Raw genomic sequence first — 18267 nt, forward strand, 5'->3', positions numbered from 1 at the left:
GTACATGAAGGCGCCTTCGCACGCCCCGGCGATGAGCCGGGAGAGGCGGTAGTCGACGCCCAGCGCGGCCAGCCCGGCGCCGACACCCAGCAGGAACGCCACGTAGTTGATGACGATCGCGATGACGTACAGCACCGCCTGTCTGCCGACGGGCGCGTGCGAACGGAAGTTCATGCTGCGGTTCAGCACGAAGCTCAGGCCGAACGCAGTCGCGTACGCGAGCGTGATCGCCAGCCACACCGGCAGGCCGAGCCAGCTCCGGAGCAGCATCAGCAGGATCAGGTCGACCCCGAAGGTGAACCCGTTGATGAGCGCGAAACCGAGGAAACTCGGCGCCACCAGCCGGGAAAGCCCGAAGGGGAGGCGCCGCACCACGGCCGCGCAGAAGTCGGCGAAGCGATCCGCGAAACCTTTGCCGCGGACCGCGTCGTGCACGTCGGCCACGGATTCAGCATGGCAGCGGCAGGTGGCCGCGAACCGACGAACAGGTGATCTTCTGGTGCGGCCCGGAAGCCGGGAACGGGGGCTGGCCCCAGTGCGTCCTGGTTTTCAACTGATAGCTTGGAGAGAACGAAGATAACGGGGAGGCAACGATGGCAGGCTGGTTGCTCCTGTCGTTCGGCGTCGCCTTCGGTTCCGCGATCCTCCCCGTCGTCAGCATCGAGATGTTCCTCATCGGCCTGTGCGCGAGCCAGCCGACGATGCCGTGGCTGCTGCTCGGCGCCATCGTCGCGGCCGGTCAGGTGGGCGGGAAGACGCTCTACTACCTCGCCGCGAAGGGCACGATCAAGCTGCCGAAACCGCTGCACGACCGCCTGCACCGGCAGCGGCCGCCCACCCCGCGCCGGGAAAGATGGCGGGCGCGCACCAAGAAGATGCGCGCCCGGCTCGACGCACTACGCGAACGGTGCCACCGGCATCCGCACTGGATGGCGGGCACGTACGGGGTGAGCTCGGTCGTCGGCCTGCCGCCGTACATGGCCACGAGCGTCCTCGCGGGGCTGGTGCGGATGCCGCTGGCGACGTTCCTGGCCACCGGTTTCCTCGGCCGCTGGCTGCGGTTCAGCCTGCTGGCCGCCTCACCCGCCCTGTTCGCGGGCTGGTTCCACTACTGAGCCCGCGTATTCAGAGGACTAAGTGCGGGAAGCGGCTTCGAGTTCGACGGCGCGCCGCATCGTCGCGCGGGCGCGCTTCCGGTCGCCGGCGATCTCGTACGCGTACGCCAGCCGGTACCAGACGCGCCAGTTCTCCTGGTCCGCCTCGACTTCGGCGCGGCGCTCGTCGAACCAGGCGTCGGCGGCGTCGCGATCCACCCGGCCCGAAGGCCGCCGGGGCAGATCGGAGACGTCGGGCAGGCCGCCTTCCTCGTCCAGCCGCCGCGAAAGCCGCTGGATCTGGACGCCGGAACGCCAGGTGGTCACGATGATCCAGATCCCGAGCAACGGCAGCAGCAGGACCCCGACGCCGAAGAGCACCGGCACCGTCTCGCCGGTGCGCACCAGCGCGATGCCCCGGCCCGCCAGCAGGACGACGTAGACGGCGAGCGCCGCCGTCATCACCAGCGCGAAGTTGCGGGCCCTCACAGGTCGAGGATGTTCTCGAGACCGACCGTGAGGCCGGGCCGCGTGAGCACCGAACGCACACCGAGCAGCACACCCGGCATGAACGACGTGCGGTGCAGCGAATCGTGCCGGATGGTCAGGGTCTCCCCCTCGCCACCGAACAGGATCTCCTCGTGCGCCACCAGTCCTGGCAGCCGCACCGAGTGCACGCGGACGTCGTCGACGAGCGCGCCGCGCGCACCGTCCACTTCGGACGTCGTCGCGTCTTCACCGGGAGCGAGACCGGCTGCCGCGCGAGCCTCGCCGATCAGCCGGGCGGTGTGCGCGGCCGTGCCGGAGGGCGCGTCGGCCTTGCGATTGTGGTGCAGCTCGATGACCTCGGCCGAGTTGTAGAACCGCGCCGCCTGCTGGGCGAACCGCATCGCCAGCACCGCGCCGAGCGCGAAGTTCGGCGCGATCAGCACGCCGAGCGACGGGTCGGCCGCGAGCCACGAGCGCAGCTTCTCCAGCCGCTCCTCGCTGAACCCGGTGGTGCCGACCACGGCGTGGATCCCGTTGCCGGTCAGGAACTCCAGGTTGTCCATCACCGCGTCGGGATGGGTGAAGTCGACGACGACCTGCGCCTGCTTGAGCGCCGCGAGGTCGTCACCGGCGTCGAGCGCGGCGACGAGCTCCATGTCGTCGGCGCCGTCGACGGCGTTCACCACTTCCTGGCCCATCCGGCCGCGTGCGCCCAGCACACCGACGCGAATTCCAGCGGTCATGATGCGATCACCTCGTGCAGATCGTCCGGAAGGTCGTCGGCGTGAGCGTACGGCCCGACCACCGCCGCCGCCGAGACGCCACCAGGGCGGGCGAGCAGAGTGCGAGCGAGCGCACAGACCTCTTCGGTGGTGACGGCGTCGATCCGCGCCACCGTGTCGTCGACGCCGAGATAGCGACCGTAGTTGAGTTCGTTCTTGCCGATCCGCGACATGCGTGACGAAGTGTCTTCGAGGCCGAGCACGAGCCCGCCCCGCAACTGTCCTTTCGCGCGCGCGACCTCGGCTTCGCTCAGCCCGTCCTTGCCGACGAGTTCGAGCACCTCGCGGATCACCCCGGCGACCTCACCGAGCTTTTCCGGCTGGCAGCCCGCGTACACGGCCATGTGCCCGGTGTCGGCGTAGCTCGCGACGGACGAGTACACCTGGTACGCCAGCCCGCGCTTCTCCCGGACCTCCTGGAACAGGCGCGAACTCATCCCGCCGCCGAGCGCGGCGTTGAGCACCGACTGCGCGAACCGGCGGTCGTCGTGCCGCGACAGCGAACGCAGGCCCAGCATCACGTGCGCCTGCTCGGTGTCGTCGGTGTGCAGCGCGAGTTTCGGCGCCATCGCGATCCGCGCCCGTCCGCCGCGCGGCGGCACCGGCATCGACGCCCCGGTCAGCCGCTCCCGCAAAGCCTTGCGCACCAAGCGAAGCACCTGGGCGTGCTCGACGTTCCCCGCGACCGCGAGCACCATCCGCGGCAACGTGTAGCGGCGCCGGTAGAAACCGCGCAACGCCGAAGCGGACATCTCGACGATGGACTTCTCGCTGCCCAGCACCGGGCGGCCAAGCGCGTGGTTCCCCAGGATCGCGCCGACGAACGTCTCGTGCAGCAGGTCTTCGGGGTCGTCGTCGCGCATCGAGATCTCTTCGAGCACGACACTGCGCTCGGTCTCGACGTCCTTGTCCGTGCACAGCGCCTCGAACACGACGTCGGTGACGAGATCCATCGCCAGCGGCAGATCCTCGTCGAGCACCTGCGCGTAGTAGCAGGTGTGCTCCTTCGCGGTGAACGCGTTGAACTCGCCGCCGACCGCGTCGATCTCCTCGGCGATCTGGGTGGCGTCCCGGTTCGTGGTGCCCTTGAACAGCAGGTGTTCGAGGTAATGCGCCGCGCCCTCGACCGACGACGGCTCGTCCCGCGACCCGACCCCGACCCACAACCCGACCGTCGCCGAACGGGAGGCGGGAACGTGCTCGGTGATGACCCGGAGGCCACCGGCCAGCACACTGCGCTTGACCACCGCACCGTCCGAAGTGGACTCCAGCGTACGGGTGCTGCCGACGGGCTGTTCGTGCCCGGGAACCTGACGAGCCAACGGATTCCTTACTCACATGTCACGAAAGGGTCGTTCAGGACACAAGTTGTCCCGAACGACCCTTTCCTGACGTTTCACATCGGTCCAGCCAGGACTACTGCGCGTCGGCCTTCGGGGCCTCGGCCTTGTCGTCTTCAGCCGCCTTGGCGTCTTCTTCCTGGACCACGATCAGGCTGATCTTGCCGCGGTTGTCGATGTCGGCGATCTCGACGCGGAGCTTGTCGCCCACGTTGACCACGTCCTCGACCTTGGCGATCCGCTTGCCGTTGCCCAGCTTCGAGATGTGCACCAGGCCGTCCTTGCCCGGCAGCAGCGAGACGAACGCGCCGAACGCGGCCGTCTTCACCACGGTGCCGAGGAAGCGCTCGCCGACCTTGGGCAGCTGCGGGTTGGCGATGGCGTTGATCTTGTCGATCGCCGCCTCCGCCGACGGGCCGTCGGCCGCGCCCACGTAGATCGTGCCGTCGTCCTCGATGGAGATGTCGGCGCCGGTCTCCTCGGTGATCGAGTTGATCATCTTGCCCTTCGGGCCGATGACCTCGCCGATCTTGTCCACCGGGATCTTCACGCTGGTGACGCGCGGGGCGAACGGGCTCATCTCGTCCGGGCCGTCGATCGCCTCGGCGATGACCTCCAGGATGGTGAGACGGGCGTCCTTCGCCTGCTTCAGCGCGGCCGCGAGAACCTCCGACGGGATGCCGTCGAGCTTCGTGTCCAGCTGCAGGGCGGTGATGATGTCCTTGGTGCCGGCGACCTTGAAGTCCATGTCGCCCATGGCGTCCTCGGCACCGAGGATGTCGGTCAGCGCGACGTAGCGGGTCTCGCCGTCGACCTCGTCGGAGATGAGGCCCATGGCGATGCCGGCGACCGGCGCCTTCAGCGGGACACCCGCGTTCAGCAGGGCCATGGTCGAGGCACAGACCGAGCCCATCGAGGTGGAGCCGTTGGAGCCCAGCGCCTCGGAGACCTGGCGGATCGCGTACGGGAACTCGTCCCGCTTCGGCAGGACCGGCACGAGGGCGCGCTCGGCGAGCATGCCGTGGCCGATCTCGCGCCGCTTCGGCGAACCGACGCGGCCGGTCTCGCCGGTGGAGAACGGCGGGAAGTTGTAGTGGTGCAGGTACCGCTTCGTGGTCTCCGGGGAGAGCGAGTCGATCTGCTGCTCCATGCGGAGCATGTTCAGCGTGGTGACGCCCAGGATCTGGGTCTCACCGCGCTCGAACAACGCGGAACCGTGCGCCCGCGGGATCACGGCGACCTCGGCGGCGAGCGAGCGGATGTCGGTCAGCCCACGGCCGTCCATGCGGATCTTGTCCGTGAGGACGCGCTTGCGCATGATCTTCTTCGACAGGGCCTTGAACGCCGCGCCGATCTCCTTCTCACGGCCCTGGAAGGCTTCGCCCTCGCCCAGGCCGACCTTCTCCAGCACCGCGGCCTTGACCTGGTCGGTCGCGTTGTCACGGTCCTGCTTGCCCGCGATGGTCAGGGCGTTCGCGAGGTCGTCGGTCGCGATGGCGGCGACGGCGTCGAAGGCGTCCTGCTCGTAGGCGAGGAAGACCGGGAACTCACCGGTCGGCTTGGCGGCCAGCTCGGCCAGCTGCTGCTGGGCCTCGCACAGCACCTTGATGAACGGCTTCGAGGCCTCGAGGCCCTCGGCGACGGCGATCTCGTCCGGCGCCTTGCCGCCGTCGGCGATCAGGTCGAGGGTCTTCTCGGTGCCCTCGGCCTCGACCATCATGATGGCGACGTCGTCACCCACGATGCGACCGGCGACCACCATGTTGAAGGTGGCGTCCTCGAGCTGCTTCCAGGTCGGGAACGCGACCCACTGGCCCTCGATCAGCGCGACGCGGACGCCGCCGACCGGGCCCGAGAACGGCAGGCCGGCGATCTGGGTCGAGGCCGAGGCCGCGTTGATCGCGAGCACGTCGTACGGGTCGTCCGGGTTGAGGCTCTGGACGGTGATGACGACCTGGATCTCGTTGCGGAGACCGTCGGCGAACGACGGGCGCAGCGGCCGGTCGATCAGGCGGCAGGTCAGGATCGCGTCGGTCGACGGGCGGCCCTCGCGACGGAAGAACGCGCCGGGGATGCGTCCGGCGGCGTACATCCGCTCTTCGACGTCCACGGTCAGCGGGAAGAAGTCGAAGTGGTCCTTCGGGTGCTTCGACGCGGTGGTCGCCGACAGCAGCATGGTCTCTTCGTCGAGGTACGCGACGACGGAACCGGCGGCCTGACGGGCCAGGCGGCCGGTCTCGAAGCGGACGGTGCGAGTGCCGAAACGGCCGTTGTCGATCACGGCTTCGGTTTCGTGCACGGTGACTCCGGTGGAGTCGGTCATAGGGTGTATCTCCTCTTTTGATCCTCTGTAACGGCGCGAGTCTCCCACCCTGGGACCTGTTTCGCCTGCGGACGCTCGAGGAGTGAGGCCGGTCTTCGATCGAAGCCCCCGGGCCGTTGCCCGGAAGCCACTACCGAGGACCGGCGGACGGTACCTCGTGCGCGCTCGCGCCGCGTGTAGCTGTACTTGGACCGAGGGGGAGCGACCGTTGTGGTCACTCCCCCTCGGGTTCAAGCTATCGGCGCAGGCCGAGACGCTGGATCAGCGCACGGTAACGCTCGATGTCCACCTTCATCACGTAGTTCAGCAGCCGGCGGCGGCGGCCGACCAGCAGCAGAAGCCCGCGACGGGAGTGGTGGTCGTGCTTGTGAGCCTTGAGGTGCTCGGTGAGGCCGACGATGCGCTTGGTCAGCAGCGCGACCTGGGCCTCGGGGGATCCGGTGTCCGAGTCGTGCACGCCGTACTCGGCAAGGATCGACTTCTTCTCTTCGGTGGACAAAGCCACAGTGGTGCTCCTAGATGTTCTGTGCCGTGCGGCCCGGACGATGTCGTCACGCCGGGTGAGACGGTCACGGCCGCCACGGACTGCAGCCGGACCCAATCATCGAGGTTACCAGGCTCGTGATCAGCGGCTTCAGGCGCGGGCGTGGTCCAGCGCGTACGACCGGATCACCCGGTAGCGTGAAACGCCCTGTTCACGGTCACTGCTCATCAGGACGGCCTCGGTCGCCGTCCAGGTCTCACTGGTGAACCCGGCCAGCCGCTCCTCCCACGCGCTCGCGGCTCGCGGCCGGTCGCGGGGGAAGCGGGCCAGTGTCAGGTGGGCCACGTACGGCCTGCCCTCGTTCTCCGCGCCGGCCTTCAGTGCCAGCTCGTGGAGCCCGGTTCCGGACACACTCAACCACAGCACCCCGGGGAATGTCGCGGCCTTTTCCAGCCGGAGGTCGATCGGGGCCGCGCCGTCCAGCCGCGCGGCGAGCCAGTCGCCTCGGTCCGCCGGGTCGTCCCGGCCGTAGAACCCGAGGGTGATGTGCCAGTCTTCGCGCGCCGACCAGCGGAAATCGTCTTTTTCGGGTGCGCCGAGGGCGGCGGCGACCTCGTCGAGGACCTCGTCGGGCGGGATCAACGCACTGAAGAGCGTCATGGGCGCGTGACTCACGTGATCAGAGCCGTAACTCGCGTGTTCGGAGGCGTAACTCGTGAGTTACGCCTCCGAACACGCGAGTTACGCCGCCAAGCACGCAAGTCTCGTCAGGAACCGTTCCGTGCGGCACGGCGCAGCAGGTCCGCCAGGGCCGGGAAGTCCTCGTCGAGCAGCTTCGCGGCTTCGGTGAGGTCTTCGTCCTCGCCGATGTCCCGCAGCGCGACGAGCACACCCTGGTCGTCGGCGACGGCGCCGACCGGGATGCTGTCCCTGCCCACCGTCGGCCGCGAGTCGCGGACGTCCTCGAGCGCCTCCTGCATGGCCTTGCGGTCCCCCGCGGCGACCGCCGGGACCAGCACCTTGCGCTCCAGCATGATCATCTTGGCGAGGACGACGGGGTTCCCGATCTTGGCGCGGCGCCCGCTCATCACCTGGCTGAGCATGGGCGCGCTGATGCCGAGGACCTCGGCGAGGAAGGCCTGGGAGATGTCGAAGGCGACGACCAGTCTCCGCACGCGATCGCCGAGCGGCTCCCCGTACCACTCTTTCTGCAGCGCGATGTTCCGCTGGACGATCTTGTGGTCCTCCACCTTGGTCCGCTCCCCTTAACCCCGTCGAACGCCATGCGCGGTCCGTGACATCTTGCCACCGGAACGCACGTGAGCGGGTGTGTTTGCCGATTGTCATCCGGCCAAGGCCGGAACCGTCAGTCCTGCTCGCCGAGCAGTTCCCTGGTGCGGGCGACGTCCTCGTCGATCTGCGCCACCAGCCCCTCAGAGGTCGGGAACCGGACCTGATCCCGCAGCTTGGCGACGAAATCGAGCGCGACGTGCTGCCCGTAGAAATCCTCGTCGATGTCGAGGACGAAGGCCTCGACGGTGCGTTCCCGCCCCGAGAAGGTCGGGTTGGTGCCGACCGACACGGCGGCGCGCAGCCGTCGGCCGGAATCCGACGAACGGGTGAACCAGGCGCTGTAGACACCATCGGCGGGCACCGCGGCGAACCGCGGCGTCGACAGGTTCGCCGTCGGGTAGCCGAGGTCGTGTCCCCGGCCGTCGCCCCGGACGACGATGCCCTCCAGCCGGTGCGGCCTGCCGAGCGCTTCGGACGCGGCGACGACGTCCCCGGCGTCGATGCACGAGCGGACGTAGGTCGAGGAGAAGGTGATGTCGTTGTCCGCCTGCTCCTGGGCGAGCAGCCCCTGCAGTTCCGCCCCCTGCGCAACGAAACCGAACCGCTTACCCAGCGTGCGAAGGAGTTCGACGTCGCCGGCCGCCTTGGCGCCGAAGGTGAAGTTCTCCCCCACGATCACCGCGGCCGCGTGCAGCTTGTCCACCAGCACCTCGTGCACGAACTCGTGCGCCGTCAGCCGCGACAGCTCCAGCGTGAACGGCAGCACGCAGAAAACGTCCGCGCCCAGGCCCTCGACCAGTTCCGCCTTGCGGCGCAACGTGGTCAGCTGCGCCGGATGACTGCCCGGCCGGATCACCTCCGACGGATGCGGATCGAAGGTCAGCACCACGCTCGGCACACCGCGTTCGGCGGCGGCACGGACCGTCCTCGAAATCAGCTCCTGATGACCGCGGTGCACGCCGTCGAAGACGCCGATCGTCACCACACACCGTCCCCAGCTCCCGGGGAGGTCACCCAAACCACGCCAACGCTGCACTTCTGGCCCCGTCTCCTCAAGCCCGCTCCGGTCAATACCCTAGGCGGGCAGCAACACGACCACCGACCGGGCCAGTTCGCCTTCGTCCGCGGCGAGCGCGAGCACCCGGCCGTCCGGTCCGAACATCCCGTACGTGCCCTCGATCCCGGCCGCGGGCACCCTCTGTCCATATCGGACCGCCTGCGCCATGCGGACGTCCAGATCGCGGCGCGGGAACGCGGCGGCGACGGCGGCGTCCAGGTCCAGCGACAACTCCGGCTTGTCTTCGAGCTGGTCGAGGGTGCGGGCCTTGGCGAGCGTGAACGGCCCGACCGTGGTGCGCCGCAACGCGAGCAGGTGCCCGCCGGCACCGAGCCCGGCGCCGAGATCGCGGGCCAGCGCCCGGACGTAGGTCCCCGACGAGCATTCGACGACGGCGTCGAGTTCGATCCGGCCCGCCTCGCGGCGGGTGGCGAGCAGGTCGAAGCGGTGCACGGTGACCGGACGCGGCGGGATGACGACCTCTTCACCGGCGCGGACTCGGGCGTACGCGCGCTTGCCGTCGATCTTGACCGCGCTGACCGCGCTCGGCACCTGCTGGATGTCGCCGGTCAGCGCGGCGATCCCGGCCGCGATCGCTTCGTCGGTGATCTTCTCGACGACGTCCGGGGCGGCTTCGGCGATCGGCTCGCCCTCGGCGTCGTCGGTCGTGGTGGACAGTCCCAACGAGAGGGTCGCGAGGTAGGTCTTGCGGTCCAGCGCCAAGTGGCCGAGGAGTTTCGTCGCGCGTTCGATGCCGAGCACGAGGACGCCGGTGGCCATCGGGTCGAGGGTGCCGGCGTGCCCGACCTTGCGGGTGCCCATGAAGCGCCGCGCCCTGGCGACGACGTCGTGGGAGGTCATCCCGGACGGTTTGTCGACGATGACGAGACCGGGCGGCGGGGCGGGACGTTTCTTGGCTTGAGCCTGATTGGGGCGCGACACGGGCCGAACCCTATCTTTCAGCCTCTCGCCTAGGACGAGACGGGCAGCGGTGCTTCGGCGTCCCAGCGACGCCGCCGGATCTGCACCGGGATCGCCTCGCCGCGGGCTTCGGCCTCGAACAGCACGGCGCGGGTACGCCGCCACCACACGAGCATCCGGAAAGTGCCGAACGCGAGCACCGCGATCACCGACAGCAGCGCCAGGCGGAACGTGCCGCCCGTCCATTCGAGCAGCACGCCGACCGCGAGCGCCGAGATCGTCGTGGCCACGAAGCCGCCGACGTTCACCACCCCGGTCGCGGTGCCGACGCGTGAGAGCGGGTTGTAGTCCCGCGCCAGCGCGAAACCGATCATCGACGCCGGGCCGCCGAGGGAGAGGAACGCGAACACGGGGACCAGGACCGCGACCGGGATCGTCCCGCCCCAGCCGAGCAGGACCGCCCACATCACCGCGGCGCCGCCGATGTACCCGCCGACGAGCGGCATCCGCAGCGACGGGCGCCGTCCGATCAGCCCGCCGATCAGCGGTCCGCCGAGCATCGAGCCGAACACGAACACGATCAGCAGCGAACTCGCGGTGGCCTTCGGATAGCCCTGCCCCTGCACGAGGAACGGGACACCCCACAGCATGGTCAGCACGTTGGGGGCGAACATCGTGCTGAAGTGGACCCAGAAGCCCAGCCGGGTCCCCGGGGTGCGCCACGCGGCGGCGACCTGGCGGCCCAGCAGTCTCGGGTGCACCCGTTCGCGCACGGGCGCCGGCTCGCCGGGCGGGGAGTCCTTGACGCGAAGGGCGACGACGGCGGCGTACAGCGCGGTCACCAGGCCGACGGCGAGGAACGTCGGGGTCCAGCCGGGGCCGTCGAGCAGCAGGCCGAGCGGGACCGTCGCGGCGAGGTTGCCGACGTAACCGATCGCCCCGGTCAGCGCGGCGAGCAGCGCGTACTGGCGGCCGGGGAAATGCGCGGCGATCAGCCGCATGATGCTCACGAACGTCAGCGCGTCGCCGAAGCCGACGACCGCGCGGGCGATCAGGCCGAGCGGGTACGAATCCGCGACCGCGAGCAGGGTCTGGCCGAGGCCGAGGAAGAACACGGCGGCGGTGAGCACGCGGCGCGGGCCGTAACGGTCGACGAGGACGCCGGTGGGGATCTGCATCGCGGCGTAGACGCCGACCTGCAGGACGGTGAACGTGCCGAGCGCGGCCGCGCCGACGCCGAAGCGGTCGGCGGCCTGGAGCCCGGCGACCCCGAACGAGGTGCGGTGGAAGACGGCGAGGAGGTAGACGGTGACGGCGGCGAACCAGATGAACCAGGACCGGCGGGTGGCTCGGCCTGTCACAGTATTTCCTCCTTGAGCACGGTTCGGGCGTGGAGACGCCCGCACTGCCGCCTCATATAGTTGTAGCGCGTAAGCAACGACGAAACATAGCCGTTACCCGGGTGCTTTTCGCCACACGCCTCCCCCTCCCGCATTTCGTCCTCTGGATGCGGTGGTCGCCCCGCGCAAGGACCGAATCCAGAGGACTAAACGCGGACGGCGCCCTCGACGGCCCACCGCCCCGAGCGCCACCGCACCAGCAGGGTCGCCAGCCGCAGGAGCATGAACAGCGAGAGCCCGGTCCAGATCCCGGCCAGGCCCCAGCCGAACGCGAGCGACAGCCAGATCAGCGGGAGGAACCCGAGCGCCGCGCTCAACAGGGTCGCGTTGCGCAGGAAGGCGGCGTCGCCCGCGCCGAGCAGGACGCCGTCCAGCGCGAACACCACACCGGCGATCGGTTGCAGCGCGACGAAGAACCACCACGCGTGCGGGATCTGGCCGAGCACCGCCGCGTCGGAGGTGAACACCCGCGGCAGCACCCCGGCCACCGACGCGAACACGACGCCGAGGAAGCAGCCGAACACCAGCCCGTAGCCGGTGATCTGCCGCGACAGCCCGCGAGCCCGTTTGCTCGCCCCGGCACCGAGGGCGGCCCCCACGAGCGACTGCGCGGCGATCGCGAGCGAGTCCAGCACCAGCGCGAGGAAGGTCCACAGCTGCAGCACGACCTGGTGCGCGCCGACGGCCTCGGTCGACGTCCGCGCGGCGACCGCGGCGGCGGAGACGAAACACGCCTGGAAGGCGAGGCTGCGCAGCACCAGGTCCCGGCCGAGGCCGAGCTGGGCGCGCATCACCTTCGGCTCCGGGCGCAGCGGGACCCGTTCCCGCACCAGCGCCGCGATGAACAGCGACGCCGAGATCACCTGCGCGACGACGTTCGCGATCGCCGACCCTTCCAGCCCCCAGTCCGCGCCGTACACCAGCACCGGGCACAGCACGGCGGAGATCCCGTTGCCCGCCAGCACATAGCGCAACGGTTTCGCGGAATCCTGGACGCCGCGCATCCAGCCGTTGCCCGCCATCGTGATCAGGATGAACGGCGTGCCGAACAACGCGATCCGCAGCCAGGAGACGGCGGCGTCGGTGATCGCGGCGTCGCCGGAGAGCACCCGGGCGATCGGCGCGGCCAGCAGCTGCCCTGCGACGATCACGACCAGCCCGACGATCACCGCCAGCCAGGTCGCCTGGACGCCTTCGCGGACCGCGTCGCCCCGGCGGCCCGCGCCGTGCAGCCGCGCCGTCCGCGCCGTGGTGCCGTACGACAGGAACGTCAGCTGGCTCGAAACCTGCGACAGCACGACACCGCCGACGGCGAGCCCGGCCAGCGGCAGCGCGCCGAGGTGACCGACGACGGCCGTGTCCACCAGGACGTACAGCGGTTCGGCGGCGAGGACGCCGAGCGCGGGCACGGCGAGACCGAGCACGCGTTTCGGCGGGACGCGCTCGTCGGGTTCGGAAGCTTCAGGCACCGATGCAGACTAGACGTCTGGTACGACAGTCCCAGTCGCCGGGAAACCGGCCGGGCCGAAGCGGGCCTGCTTCGCACCGGTAACGGCAAGACCGACCCCGCCGCCACCCGCGACGGCAACACGCTGTACCTCTGGAACGGCAAGGGCGCCAACAAGTTCGGCGCGGCCGACGCCCTCGGTGGCGGCTGGCTCCCGCACTTCTGAGCCGGTCACGGTGCGCGGAGGAACGGTGCGTAGCGGCGTTGCTGGCGCAGCGATTCGACCTGCCGCGTGGTGTCGAGCGAGACACTGACGAGGAAGACGAGGACCACCTGCAAGGTCACCCCGGCGACGAGCGGCATCGGGCTCTCGTCCAGCAGGGCCAGGCCGGCGGCCGGGATCAACGCGACCACTCCCGAGCAGAGGGCGCCGAAGGCGATGATCCGGCGGCTCACGTGGTCGAGGTATTGGGCGGTCGGGTTGCCCGGCCGGATCCCGGGGACGAAACCGCCCACCCGCACCAGTTCGCCCGCCACCTTGTCCATGTCCTGCCGCACGGCCGCCCTCGCGAAGGCGAAGAGGCAGACGAGGACGAAGTAGCCCGCGATCCACCAGTGATTTCCCAGGCCGAAGAAAAACGCCGGCACCGACAGCAGCACCGCGGCGAGAACGGCCGGACTGTTGGCTTGCGGGAACCGGAAGGGAACGTAGGCCGGCGTCCCGCCGAAAGCGCGCCTGCCGATCATCCGCTTGGCGTACTGCACCGGAACACGGCGCTGTCCCTGCGCGAGGACGATCGTGAGCACCGTGATCGACAGCGTCACCACGATCGTCACCGCGATCGCGGCCCAGCCCGTCCTTTCGTACAGGCGCAGGAACTCCGGCGGCAGCACCGCCAGGACCTGTGCGAGCAGCAGGATACGGACGCCGTCGCCGAATCCCCGGTCGGTGATCACCTCGGTCAGCCGGAGGACCACCGCGGTTCCCGCGGTCAGGCACACGACGGCGATGGCCCCGTGTCCGTCGAGGACGCTCTGGCCGCGGAACACGAGCGCCCCGGCGGCGCCCAGAAGACCGAGCGCGACGGTGAGCCGCCGCTGGTACCGCTTCAGTACCCGGGCGCCAGCCTCGCCTTCGGCCCGGAGCGCGGCCAGCCGCGGGATCAGGGCGATCAGTCCTCGCAGGAGTCGAGGGGCGGCCAGACAGGGCAGGACGCCGAACGCGAACACCGGCAGGGTGGCCAGGCCGCCGCCGGTGAGCAGGTCGAGGATCCAGCGCACCGGGTGATCGGCTTCCGGCGCGCGGACGGTCACATGCGGGGTGGGCAGGCTCTGGCCCAGCCGGAACAGCGCGATCACGCCCAGGGTGACCAGGATCCGGCGGCGGAGGGGGTCTCGGTCGTTCATCGTGGGGATCACGTTAGGAACGACCGATGAAATTACGATGACACCGCTCGTCAGCGGATCACAGCAGCGGCGCCCTCGACAGGGCCTCTCGCAGCTTGCCGAGCACCTCGTCCGCCGTGCCTTCCGCGGTGCACCCGGCCGCCTGGCGATGCCCGCCGCCGCCCAGCTCCCCCGCGGCCGCCGAGACGTCGACGCCACCCGCCGAGCGAAGCGAGACCGTCCATCGCTGCCGCGGCCCCGTCGGTTCGGCCTCCTTGAGCACCACGGCGACCCCGGCCTCGCGAGTGGACCGGACGACGTCGATGACCGCCTCGACCTCCTCGGCGCGCACGGATCGCGCGGCGTCGAGGGTAACGACGGCGTGGGCGAGGCCGAAACCGCGTGCCTCGTCCGGTTCGAGCCGGGCACCCGCGAGGACGTCCGACAGCATCGGCAACCACGCGAACGGGTGATCGTCGACGATCTCGCGGACCACCTTGTCCGGGTCGACTCCGGCTTCCAGCAGCTTCGCGGCCATCAGATGGGTCGACGGACGGGCCCGGCGGAACCCGCTCGTGTCGGTGACGAGCCCCGCGTACAGGCAACGCGCGATCGGCTCGTCGATCTCGGTGCCGAGTTCCTCCAGCAACGCGAAGACGAGGACGGCGGTGGCTTCGGCGGTGTCGTCGACGACGTGATGCGTGCCGTAGAAGACGTTGGACGCGTGGTGGTCGATCACCAGGACGTCACCGCCCGCCGCGCGGACGGCGTCCACTCGCGGCGCGAGCTTCCCGAGCCTGCCCGGGGTGGGCGTGTCCAGTGCGACCAGGAGCTGTTCACTCTCCGGCAGCTCGCTCGCGGGGACGAAGAGCCCGCCCGCGTCCAGGCTCCGCAGGGTTTCGGGCATCTCCTCGGGCTCGCCGACCGAGACACGGACCTTCACGCCGCCGCGCAGCTGGAGCGCCCGGCCCAGCGCCAGCGCGCTGCCGAGCGCGTCGGCGTCCGGGCGGACATGGCCGAGCAGGGTCACGTCGTTCGCGCGTGCCAGCAGGACGGCGGCTTCCTTCAGGTTCGGCACTGGAGTGGTTGTCACAATCAGTCAAGCTACGCTCTACCGGATGTCCGAGTACGCGATCCTGGTCTACCCGTCCGCCAACCGGGTCTACACCGACTCCACTCCGGCCCTGCTGCGGGCGGAGCTGGCGGTGTTCGGTCTGTCCGCTTTGGAGACCGAGGTCTCCGAGATCGGCGAGACGGAACTCGGCGGCGTCGGCTACCTCACCTTCACCACGCCCGCCCCGCTGAGCGAACGCGATCTCGCGCTCCTTTCGAACCTTTCCGCGTTGTACGCGCTGTTCGAACTCGGCGACGGCGTCCTGAAGCCGGTGACGATCAACCCGCTCGCGAACTTCGACTCGGATCTGCTGACCATCCAGAAGTACCCTGGCAAGACGAACGAGCTGTTCACCAAGCTCCTCGTCAACGTCACCCTGATGTCGACGGCCAACCCGGCGGCGATGCTGGACGAACCGCTGCACCTGCTCGATCCGCTCTGCGGCCGCGGCACCACGCTGAACCAGGCGATGATGTACGGCTTCGACGCCACCGGCCTCGACGTCGACGGCAAGGATTTCGATTCCTACGAGCTGTTCATCAAGACCTGGCTGAAGCAGAAGCGGATCAAGCACAGCGCCGAATCCGGCCAGGTGCGCCGCAACAAGGTCCGCCTCGGCAGGCGGCTCGACATCGGTTTCGGGATCACCAAGGAGCGGTACAAGGCCGGTGACGTCCGCAAGCTGAGCTACCTCAACTGCGACACGCTCACCACCGACGAACTGCTGCGGCCGAACTCGGTGGACCTCATCGTCACCGACGCCCCGTACGGCGTGCAGCACGGCAGCCACCGCACCCAGGACGCGTCGCTCGCGCGCAGCCCGCGCGACCTGCTCGCGGCCGCCGTTCCCGTGTGGACACGGGTGCTGCGGCTCGGCGGCGCGCTCGGCATCTCCTGGAACACCAACGTCGCGCCCCGCGAGGAACTCGCCGCGATCCTGGACAAGGCGGGTTTGGTGGTCCGCGAGGACGGGCCGTTCGCGGAATTCGCGCACCGGGTGGACCAGGCGATCGTGCGGGACCTGATCGTCGCCGCGAAACCCGCCTGACTCCAGGCGTTTCGTCCTCTGAATGCGGTAGTCGGCATCGCGCACTATGTCCGGGGCTTGGCGCGAATGGCCCCGGTGAGCATGTCGCGAAAGCCACTTTCGCGACGTCTGGTGTCCCGAAAGTGGCTTTCGCGACACTGGCGCCGGAAGGTCACCCTCGCGCCTCACGCATTTCGTCCTCTGGATGCGGTAGTCGGCATCGCGCACTACCGCATCCAGAGGACGAAACGCGGGGTCAGACGATGCGTTCCCCCACGAACTNTCGCGAAAGCCACTTTCGCGACGTCTGGTGTCCCGAAAGTGGCTTTCGCGACACTGGCGCCGGAAGGTCACCCTCGCGCCTCACGCATTTCGTCCTCTGGATGCGGTAGTCGGCATCGCGCACTACCGCATCCAGAGGACGAAACGCGGGGTCAGACGATGCGTTCCCCCACGAACTTCAGCACGTCCGGCATGATCTCGCGCCAGTAGTCGTCGTTGTGCGCGCCGGCGGTCATCTTCGCGACGGCGGGGTTCAGCGCTTTGATGAGCTTGCGGTCGGCGCCGGCGAAGGGATCCGAGTTCCCGCACCACACGCCGGTCGATCCGGCGGAAAGGTCGCCGGTGTGCAGCAGCGGCTCATGCGATTCCCATTGCGCGCGATCCGCGAAGACCTTGCGGGACTTGGCATCGGGCCAGCTCACGAACAACGCCGCGCTGGCGACGGCGACGGCCTTGAGGTCCTTGTGGTCACGGGCGTAGCGCAGCGCGCCGAACCCGCCCATCGAGATCCCGAACATCGCCGACGGCGGCCGCAACTGACGCTGGGCGAGCCAGCCGGGCAGTTCGTCGGACAGCATCCGCTGCGGATCGTCGCCCTTGCCGACGTCCACCCAGTAGTTGTCCCCGTCGACGGCGGCCACCGCGAACCCGGGCCGCCCGGCCGCGACGGCCTGGTTCAGCGCGTCCTGCACGCCGAGGTCCAGGAACGTCCGCGCGTCGGCGCCGCGCCCGTGCAGGGCGACACAGACCGGCATCCCGACCCGTGACACCCCGTCCGGCGCGATGATGACGAGGTTGACGTCGCGGTTCCGCGCCGCGGACCGCATCTTCTGCACCGTGACCGCTTCGGTGAGCGGCGTCGGGGTGCTCGGTGGGGCCACCGGAGGCGGCCCCACCAGGGGCGGTTTCTCGGCACCGCAAGCGGAAAGCAGCGCCGAGCCGCCGAGAGCCGCGGCCCCCAGCAGCAGGCCACGCCGGCTCACGGCGTGGTCCACCATCTCAGCGACGGGTCTCCTCGTCGGCGAACTCATCGTCTTCGGCCTCTTCCCGCGGCGGCTTGTACGGGTCGGGTTCACCGGCGTGCTGCGCCCCGGTCGCCCGCCGGGCGACCTCCGCGTCGGCCTCCCTGGCCTTCGCGAGGAGGTCTTCGATGCGCTTGGCGTCCTCGGGAATGCTGTCGGCCACGAAGGCCAGCGTCGGGGTGTAGCGGACACCCGTCCCCTGGCCGACCTTCGTGCGCAGGACACCGCGGGCGGACTCGAGCGCCGCCGCGGCACCGGCGTGGTCGGGCGTGGACTCCAGGTTCTCGCCGAGCACCGTGTAGTAGACCGTGGCGTCGTGCAGATCCGCCGTGATCTTCGTGTCGGTGATCGTCACGTGGTTCAGCCGCGGATCCTTGATGTCGTGCTCGATCGCGTGCGCGACGATCTGTGAGATCCGCTTGGCGAGCTTACGAGCCCGAGCGGGGTCGGCCATGGGATTTCGTCTCCTCGAAAGGTCTTCTGCTAGTCGTCCGGGCCGAGCAGCCGGCGGTGGGTGGAGAGCAGTTCGAACTCCGGCCTCCCGGCCACGAGGCGCTCACACGAGTCGAGCACGTCACGAACGTGCTCGCCACTCGCCGCGACCACGGCCACACCGATCAGCGCGCGCCGGTGCAGGTCTTGATGGCCTGCTTCGGCGACGGAGACGTCGAAACGCCTGCGCACCTCGGCCAGCACCGGTTTGATCACGGATCGCTTCTGCTTGAGCGAGTGGACGTCGCCCAGCAGGATGTCGAGCTCAAGAGCTCCTACGAACATGTGGGGTTCTGGGTTGTTTCGAAGGTGAA

The 18267-nt window shown here is 69.5% G+C and carries 18 protein-coding genes and 1 pseudogene; 2 read left to right on the forward strand and 17 right to left on the reverse strand.

The features are described from left to right. Positions 1-36: 36 nt before the first annotated feature. Positions 37-270 (reverse strand): annotated as a pseudogene (locus tag ACXIZN_RS21210) (GtrA family protein); the annotation flags it as partial. Between the two features lie 323 nt (positions 271-593). On the opposite strand from ACXIZN_RS21210, the gene ACXIZN_RS21215 reads away from it, so the two are divergent. After that, the gene (locus tag ACXIZN_RS21215) at positions 594-1115 is read left to right on the forward strand and encodes a YqaA family protein (protein WP_126737735.1); all 522 of its coding nucleotides are present in this window, start codon (positions 594-596) and stop codon (positions 1113-1115) included. A gap of 18 nt (positions 1116-1133) precedes the next feature. Here ACXIZN_RS21215 and ACXIZN_RS21220 read toward each other — a convergent pair whose 3' ends face one another. The 13 genes from ACXIZN_RS21220 to ACXIZN_RS21280 all read right to left on the reverse strand — a co-directional run bounded on the left by ACXIZN_RS21220 (position 1134) and on the right by ACXIZN_RS21280 (position 15094). Continuing rightward, a complete protein-coding gene (locus tag ACXIZN_RS21220) occupies positions 1134-1583 on the reverse strand; it encodes a tetratricopeptide repeat protein (protein WP_378444199.1) in 450 nt (149 codons plus the stop codon). After that, complete coding sequence (gene dapB, locus ACXIZN_RS21225) at positions 1580-2326, reverse strand: 4-hydroxy-tetrahydrodipicolinate reductase (RefSeq protein ID WP_257488115.1); 747 nt, start codon at positions 2324-2326, stop codon at positions 1580-1582. The genes ACXIZN_RS21220 and dapB overlap by 4 nt, the downstream gene beginning before the upstream one ends. Then, positions 2323-3687, reverse strand: coding sequence for a M16 family metallopeptidase (locus ACXIZN_RS21230; RefSeq protein WP_457956433.1), 1365 nt, complete (start codon positions 3685-3687; stop codon positions 2323-2325). The genes dapB and ACXIZN_RS21230 overlap by 4 nt, the downstream gene beginning before the upstream one ends. Positions 3688-3781: 94 nt before the next feature. Then, positions 3782-6028: a polyribonucleotide nucleotidyltransferase gene (locus ACXIZN_RS21235; RefSeq protein WP_457956435.1), complete on the reverse strand. Its 2247-nt coding sequence runs from the start codon at positions 6026-6028 to the stop codon at positions 3782-3784. 235 nt (positions 6029-6263) lie between these two features. Further along, positions 6264-6533 carry a 30S ribosomal protein S15 gene (gene rpsO / locus ACXIZN_RS21240; RefSeq protein WP_003084034.1) on the reverse strand — a complete coding sequence of 90 codons (270 nt, stop codon included), beginning with the start codon at positions 6531-6533 and terminating at the stop codon, positions 6264-6266. Between the two features lie 129 nt (positions 6534-6662). Next, complete coding sequence (gene thpR, locus ACXIZN_RS21245; protein WP_457956437.1) at positions 6663-7172, reverse strand: RNA 2',3'-cyclic phosphodiesterase; 510 nt, start codon at positions 7170-7172, stop codon at positions 6663-6665. 107 nt (positions 7173-7279) lie between these two features. After that, the gene (locus tag ACXIZN_RS21250; protein WP_457956438.1) at positions 7280-7762 is read right to left on the reverse strand and encodes an XRE family transcriptional regulator; all 483 of its coding nucleotides are present in this window, start codon (positions 7760-7762) and stop codon (positions 7280-7282) included. 116 nt (positions 7763-7878) lie between these two features. After that, complete coding sequence (locus ACXIZN_RS21255; RefSeq protein WP_457956439.1) at positions 7879-8841, reverse strand: bifunctional riboflavin kinase/FAD synthetase; 963 nt, start codon at positions 8839-8841, stop codon at positions 7879-7881. A gap of 39 nt (positions 8842-8880) precedes the next feature. Next, positions 8881-9804, reverse strand: a complete 924-nt coding sequence (truB, locus tag ACXIZN_RS21260; RefSeq protein ID WP_457956440.1) for a tRNA pseudouridine(55) synthase TruB — start codon at positions 9802-9804, stop codon at positions 8881-8883. 29 nt (positions 9805-9833) lie between these two features. Continuing rightward, the gene (locus ACXIZN_RS21265) at positions 9834-11144 is read right to left on the reverse strand and encodes an MFS transporter (protein WP_457956442.1); all 1311 of its coding nucleotides are present in this window, start codon (positions 11142-11144) and stop codon (positions 9834-9836) included. A gap of 185 nt (positions 11145-11329) precedes the next feature. Further along, positions 11330-12652 (reverse strand): MATE family efflux transporter, encoded by a 1323-nt coding sequence (locus ACXIZN_RS21270; RefSeq protein WP_257488120.1) that lies wholly within the window; start codon positions 12650-12652, stop codon positions 11330-11332. A gap of 209 nt (positions 12653-12861) precedes the next feature. Beyond that, positions 12862-14037 (reverse strand): preprotein translocase subunit SecY, encoded by a 1176-nt coding sequence (locus ACXIZN_RS21275; protein WP_457956444.1) that lies wholly within the window; start codon positions 14035-14037, stop codon positions 12862-12864. A 58-nt stretch (positions 14038-14095) separates the two neighbouring features. Beyond that, positions 14096-15094: a DHH family phosphoesterase gene (locus ACXIZN_RS21280; RefSeq protein ID WP_457960570.1), complete on the reverse strand. Its 999-nt coding sequence runs from the start codon at positions 15092-15094 to the stop codon at positions 14096-14098. A 40-nt stretch (positions 15095-15134) separates the two neighbouring features. Between ACXIZN_RS21280 and ACXIZN_RS21285 the strand changes: the two genes are divergently transcribed. Continuing rightward, the gene (locus ACXIZN_RS21285; RefSeq protein WP_457956445.1) at positions 15135-16178 is read left to right on the forward strand and encodes a TRM11 family SAM-dependent methyltransferase; all 1044 of its coding nucleotides are present in this window, start codon (positions 15135-15137) and stop codon (positions 16176-16178) included. A gap of 413 nt (positions 16179-16591) precedes the next feature. Here ACXIZN_RS21285 and ACXIZN_RS21290 read toward each other — a convergent pair whose 3' ends face one another. Genes ACXIZN_RS21290 through ACXIZN_RS21300 form a run of 3 tightly spaced genes read right to left on the reverse strand, consistent with a single transcriptional unit; the run spans position 16592 to position 18238 of the window. Continuing rightward, a complete protein-coding gene (locus ACXIZN_RS21290; protein ID WP_457956446.1) occupies positions 16592-17437 on the reverse strand; it encodes an alpha/beta hydrolase in 846 nt (281 codons plus the stop codon). A gap of 1 nt (position 17438) precedes the next feature. Continuing rightward, positions 17439-17915, reverse strand: a complete 477-nt coding sequence (rbfA, locus tag ACXIZN_RS21295; protein WP_126737747.1) for a 30S ribosome-binding factor RbfA — start codon at positions 17913-17915, stop codon at positions 17439-17441. Positions 17916-17944: 29 nt separating this feature from the next. After that, positions 17945-18238 carry a DUF503 domain-containing protein gene (locus ACXIZN_RS21300; RefSeq protein ID WP_457956448.1) on the reverse strand — a complete coding sequence of 98 codons (294 nt, stop codon included), beginning with the start codon at positions 18236-18238 and terminating at the stop codon, positions 17945-17947. Positions 18239-18267: the final 29 nt, after the last annotated feature.

The sequence above is a fragment of the Amycolatopsis sp. TRM77291 genome, from assembly GCF_054166285.1.

Excerpts from the sequence above, each read along its gene's own strand:
- ACXIZN_RS21300 (WP_457956448.1), bottom strand. The coding sequence starts at position 18,238 with ATGTTCGTAGGAGCTCTTGAGCTCGACATCCTGCTGGGCGACGTCCAC.
- ACXIZN_RS21215 (WP_126737735.1), top strand. The coding sequence starts at position 594 with ATGGCAGGCTGGTTGCTCCTGTCGTTCGGCGTCGCCTTCGGTTCCGCG.
- ACXIZN_RS21235 (WP_457956435.1), bottom strand. The coding sequence starts at position 6,028 with ATGACCGACTCCACCGGAGTCACCGTGCACGAAACCGAAGCCGTGATC.
- rbfA (WP_126737747.1), bottom strand. The coding sequence starts at position 17,915 with ATGGCCGACCCCGCTCGGGCTCGTAAGCTCGCCAAGCGGATCTCACAG.
- dapB (WP_257488115.1), bottom strand. The coding sequence starts at position 2,326 with ATGACCGCTGGAATTCGCGTCGGTGTGCTGGGCGCACGCGGCCGGATG.
- ACXIZN_RS21275 (WP_457956444.1), bottom strand. The coding sequence starts at position 14,037 with ATGAACGACCGAGACCCCCTCCGCCGCCGGATCCTGGTCACCCTGGGC.
- thpR (WP_457956437.1), bottom strand. The coding sequence starts at position 7,172 with ATGACGCTCTTCAGTGCGTTGATCCCGCCCGACGAGGTCCTCGACGAG.
- ACXIZN_RS21290 (WP_457956446.1), bottom strand. The coding sequence starts at position 17,437 with ATGGTGGACCACGCCGTGAGCCGGCGTGGCCTGCTGCTGGGGGCCGCG.
- ACXIZN_RS21285 (WP_457956445.1), top strand. The coding sequence starts at position 15,135 with ATGTCCGAGTACGCGATCCTGGTCTACCCGTCCGCCAACCGGGTCTAC.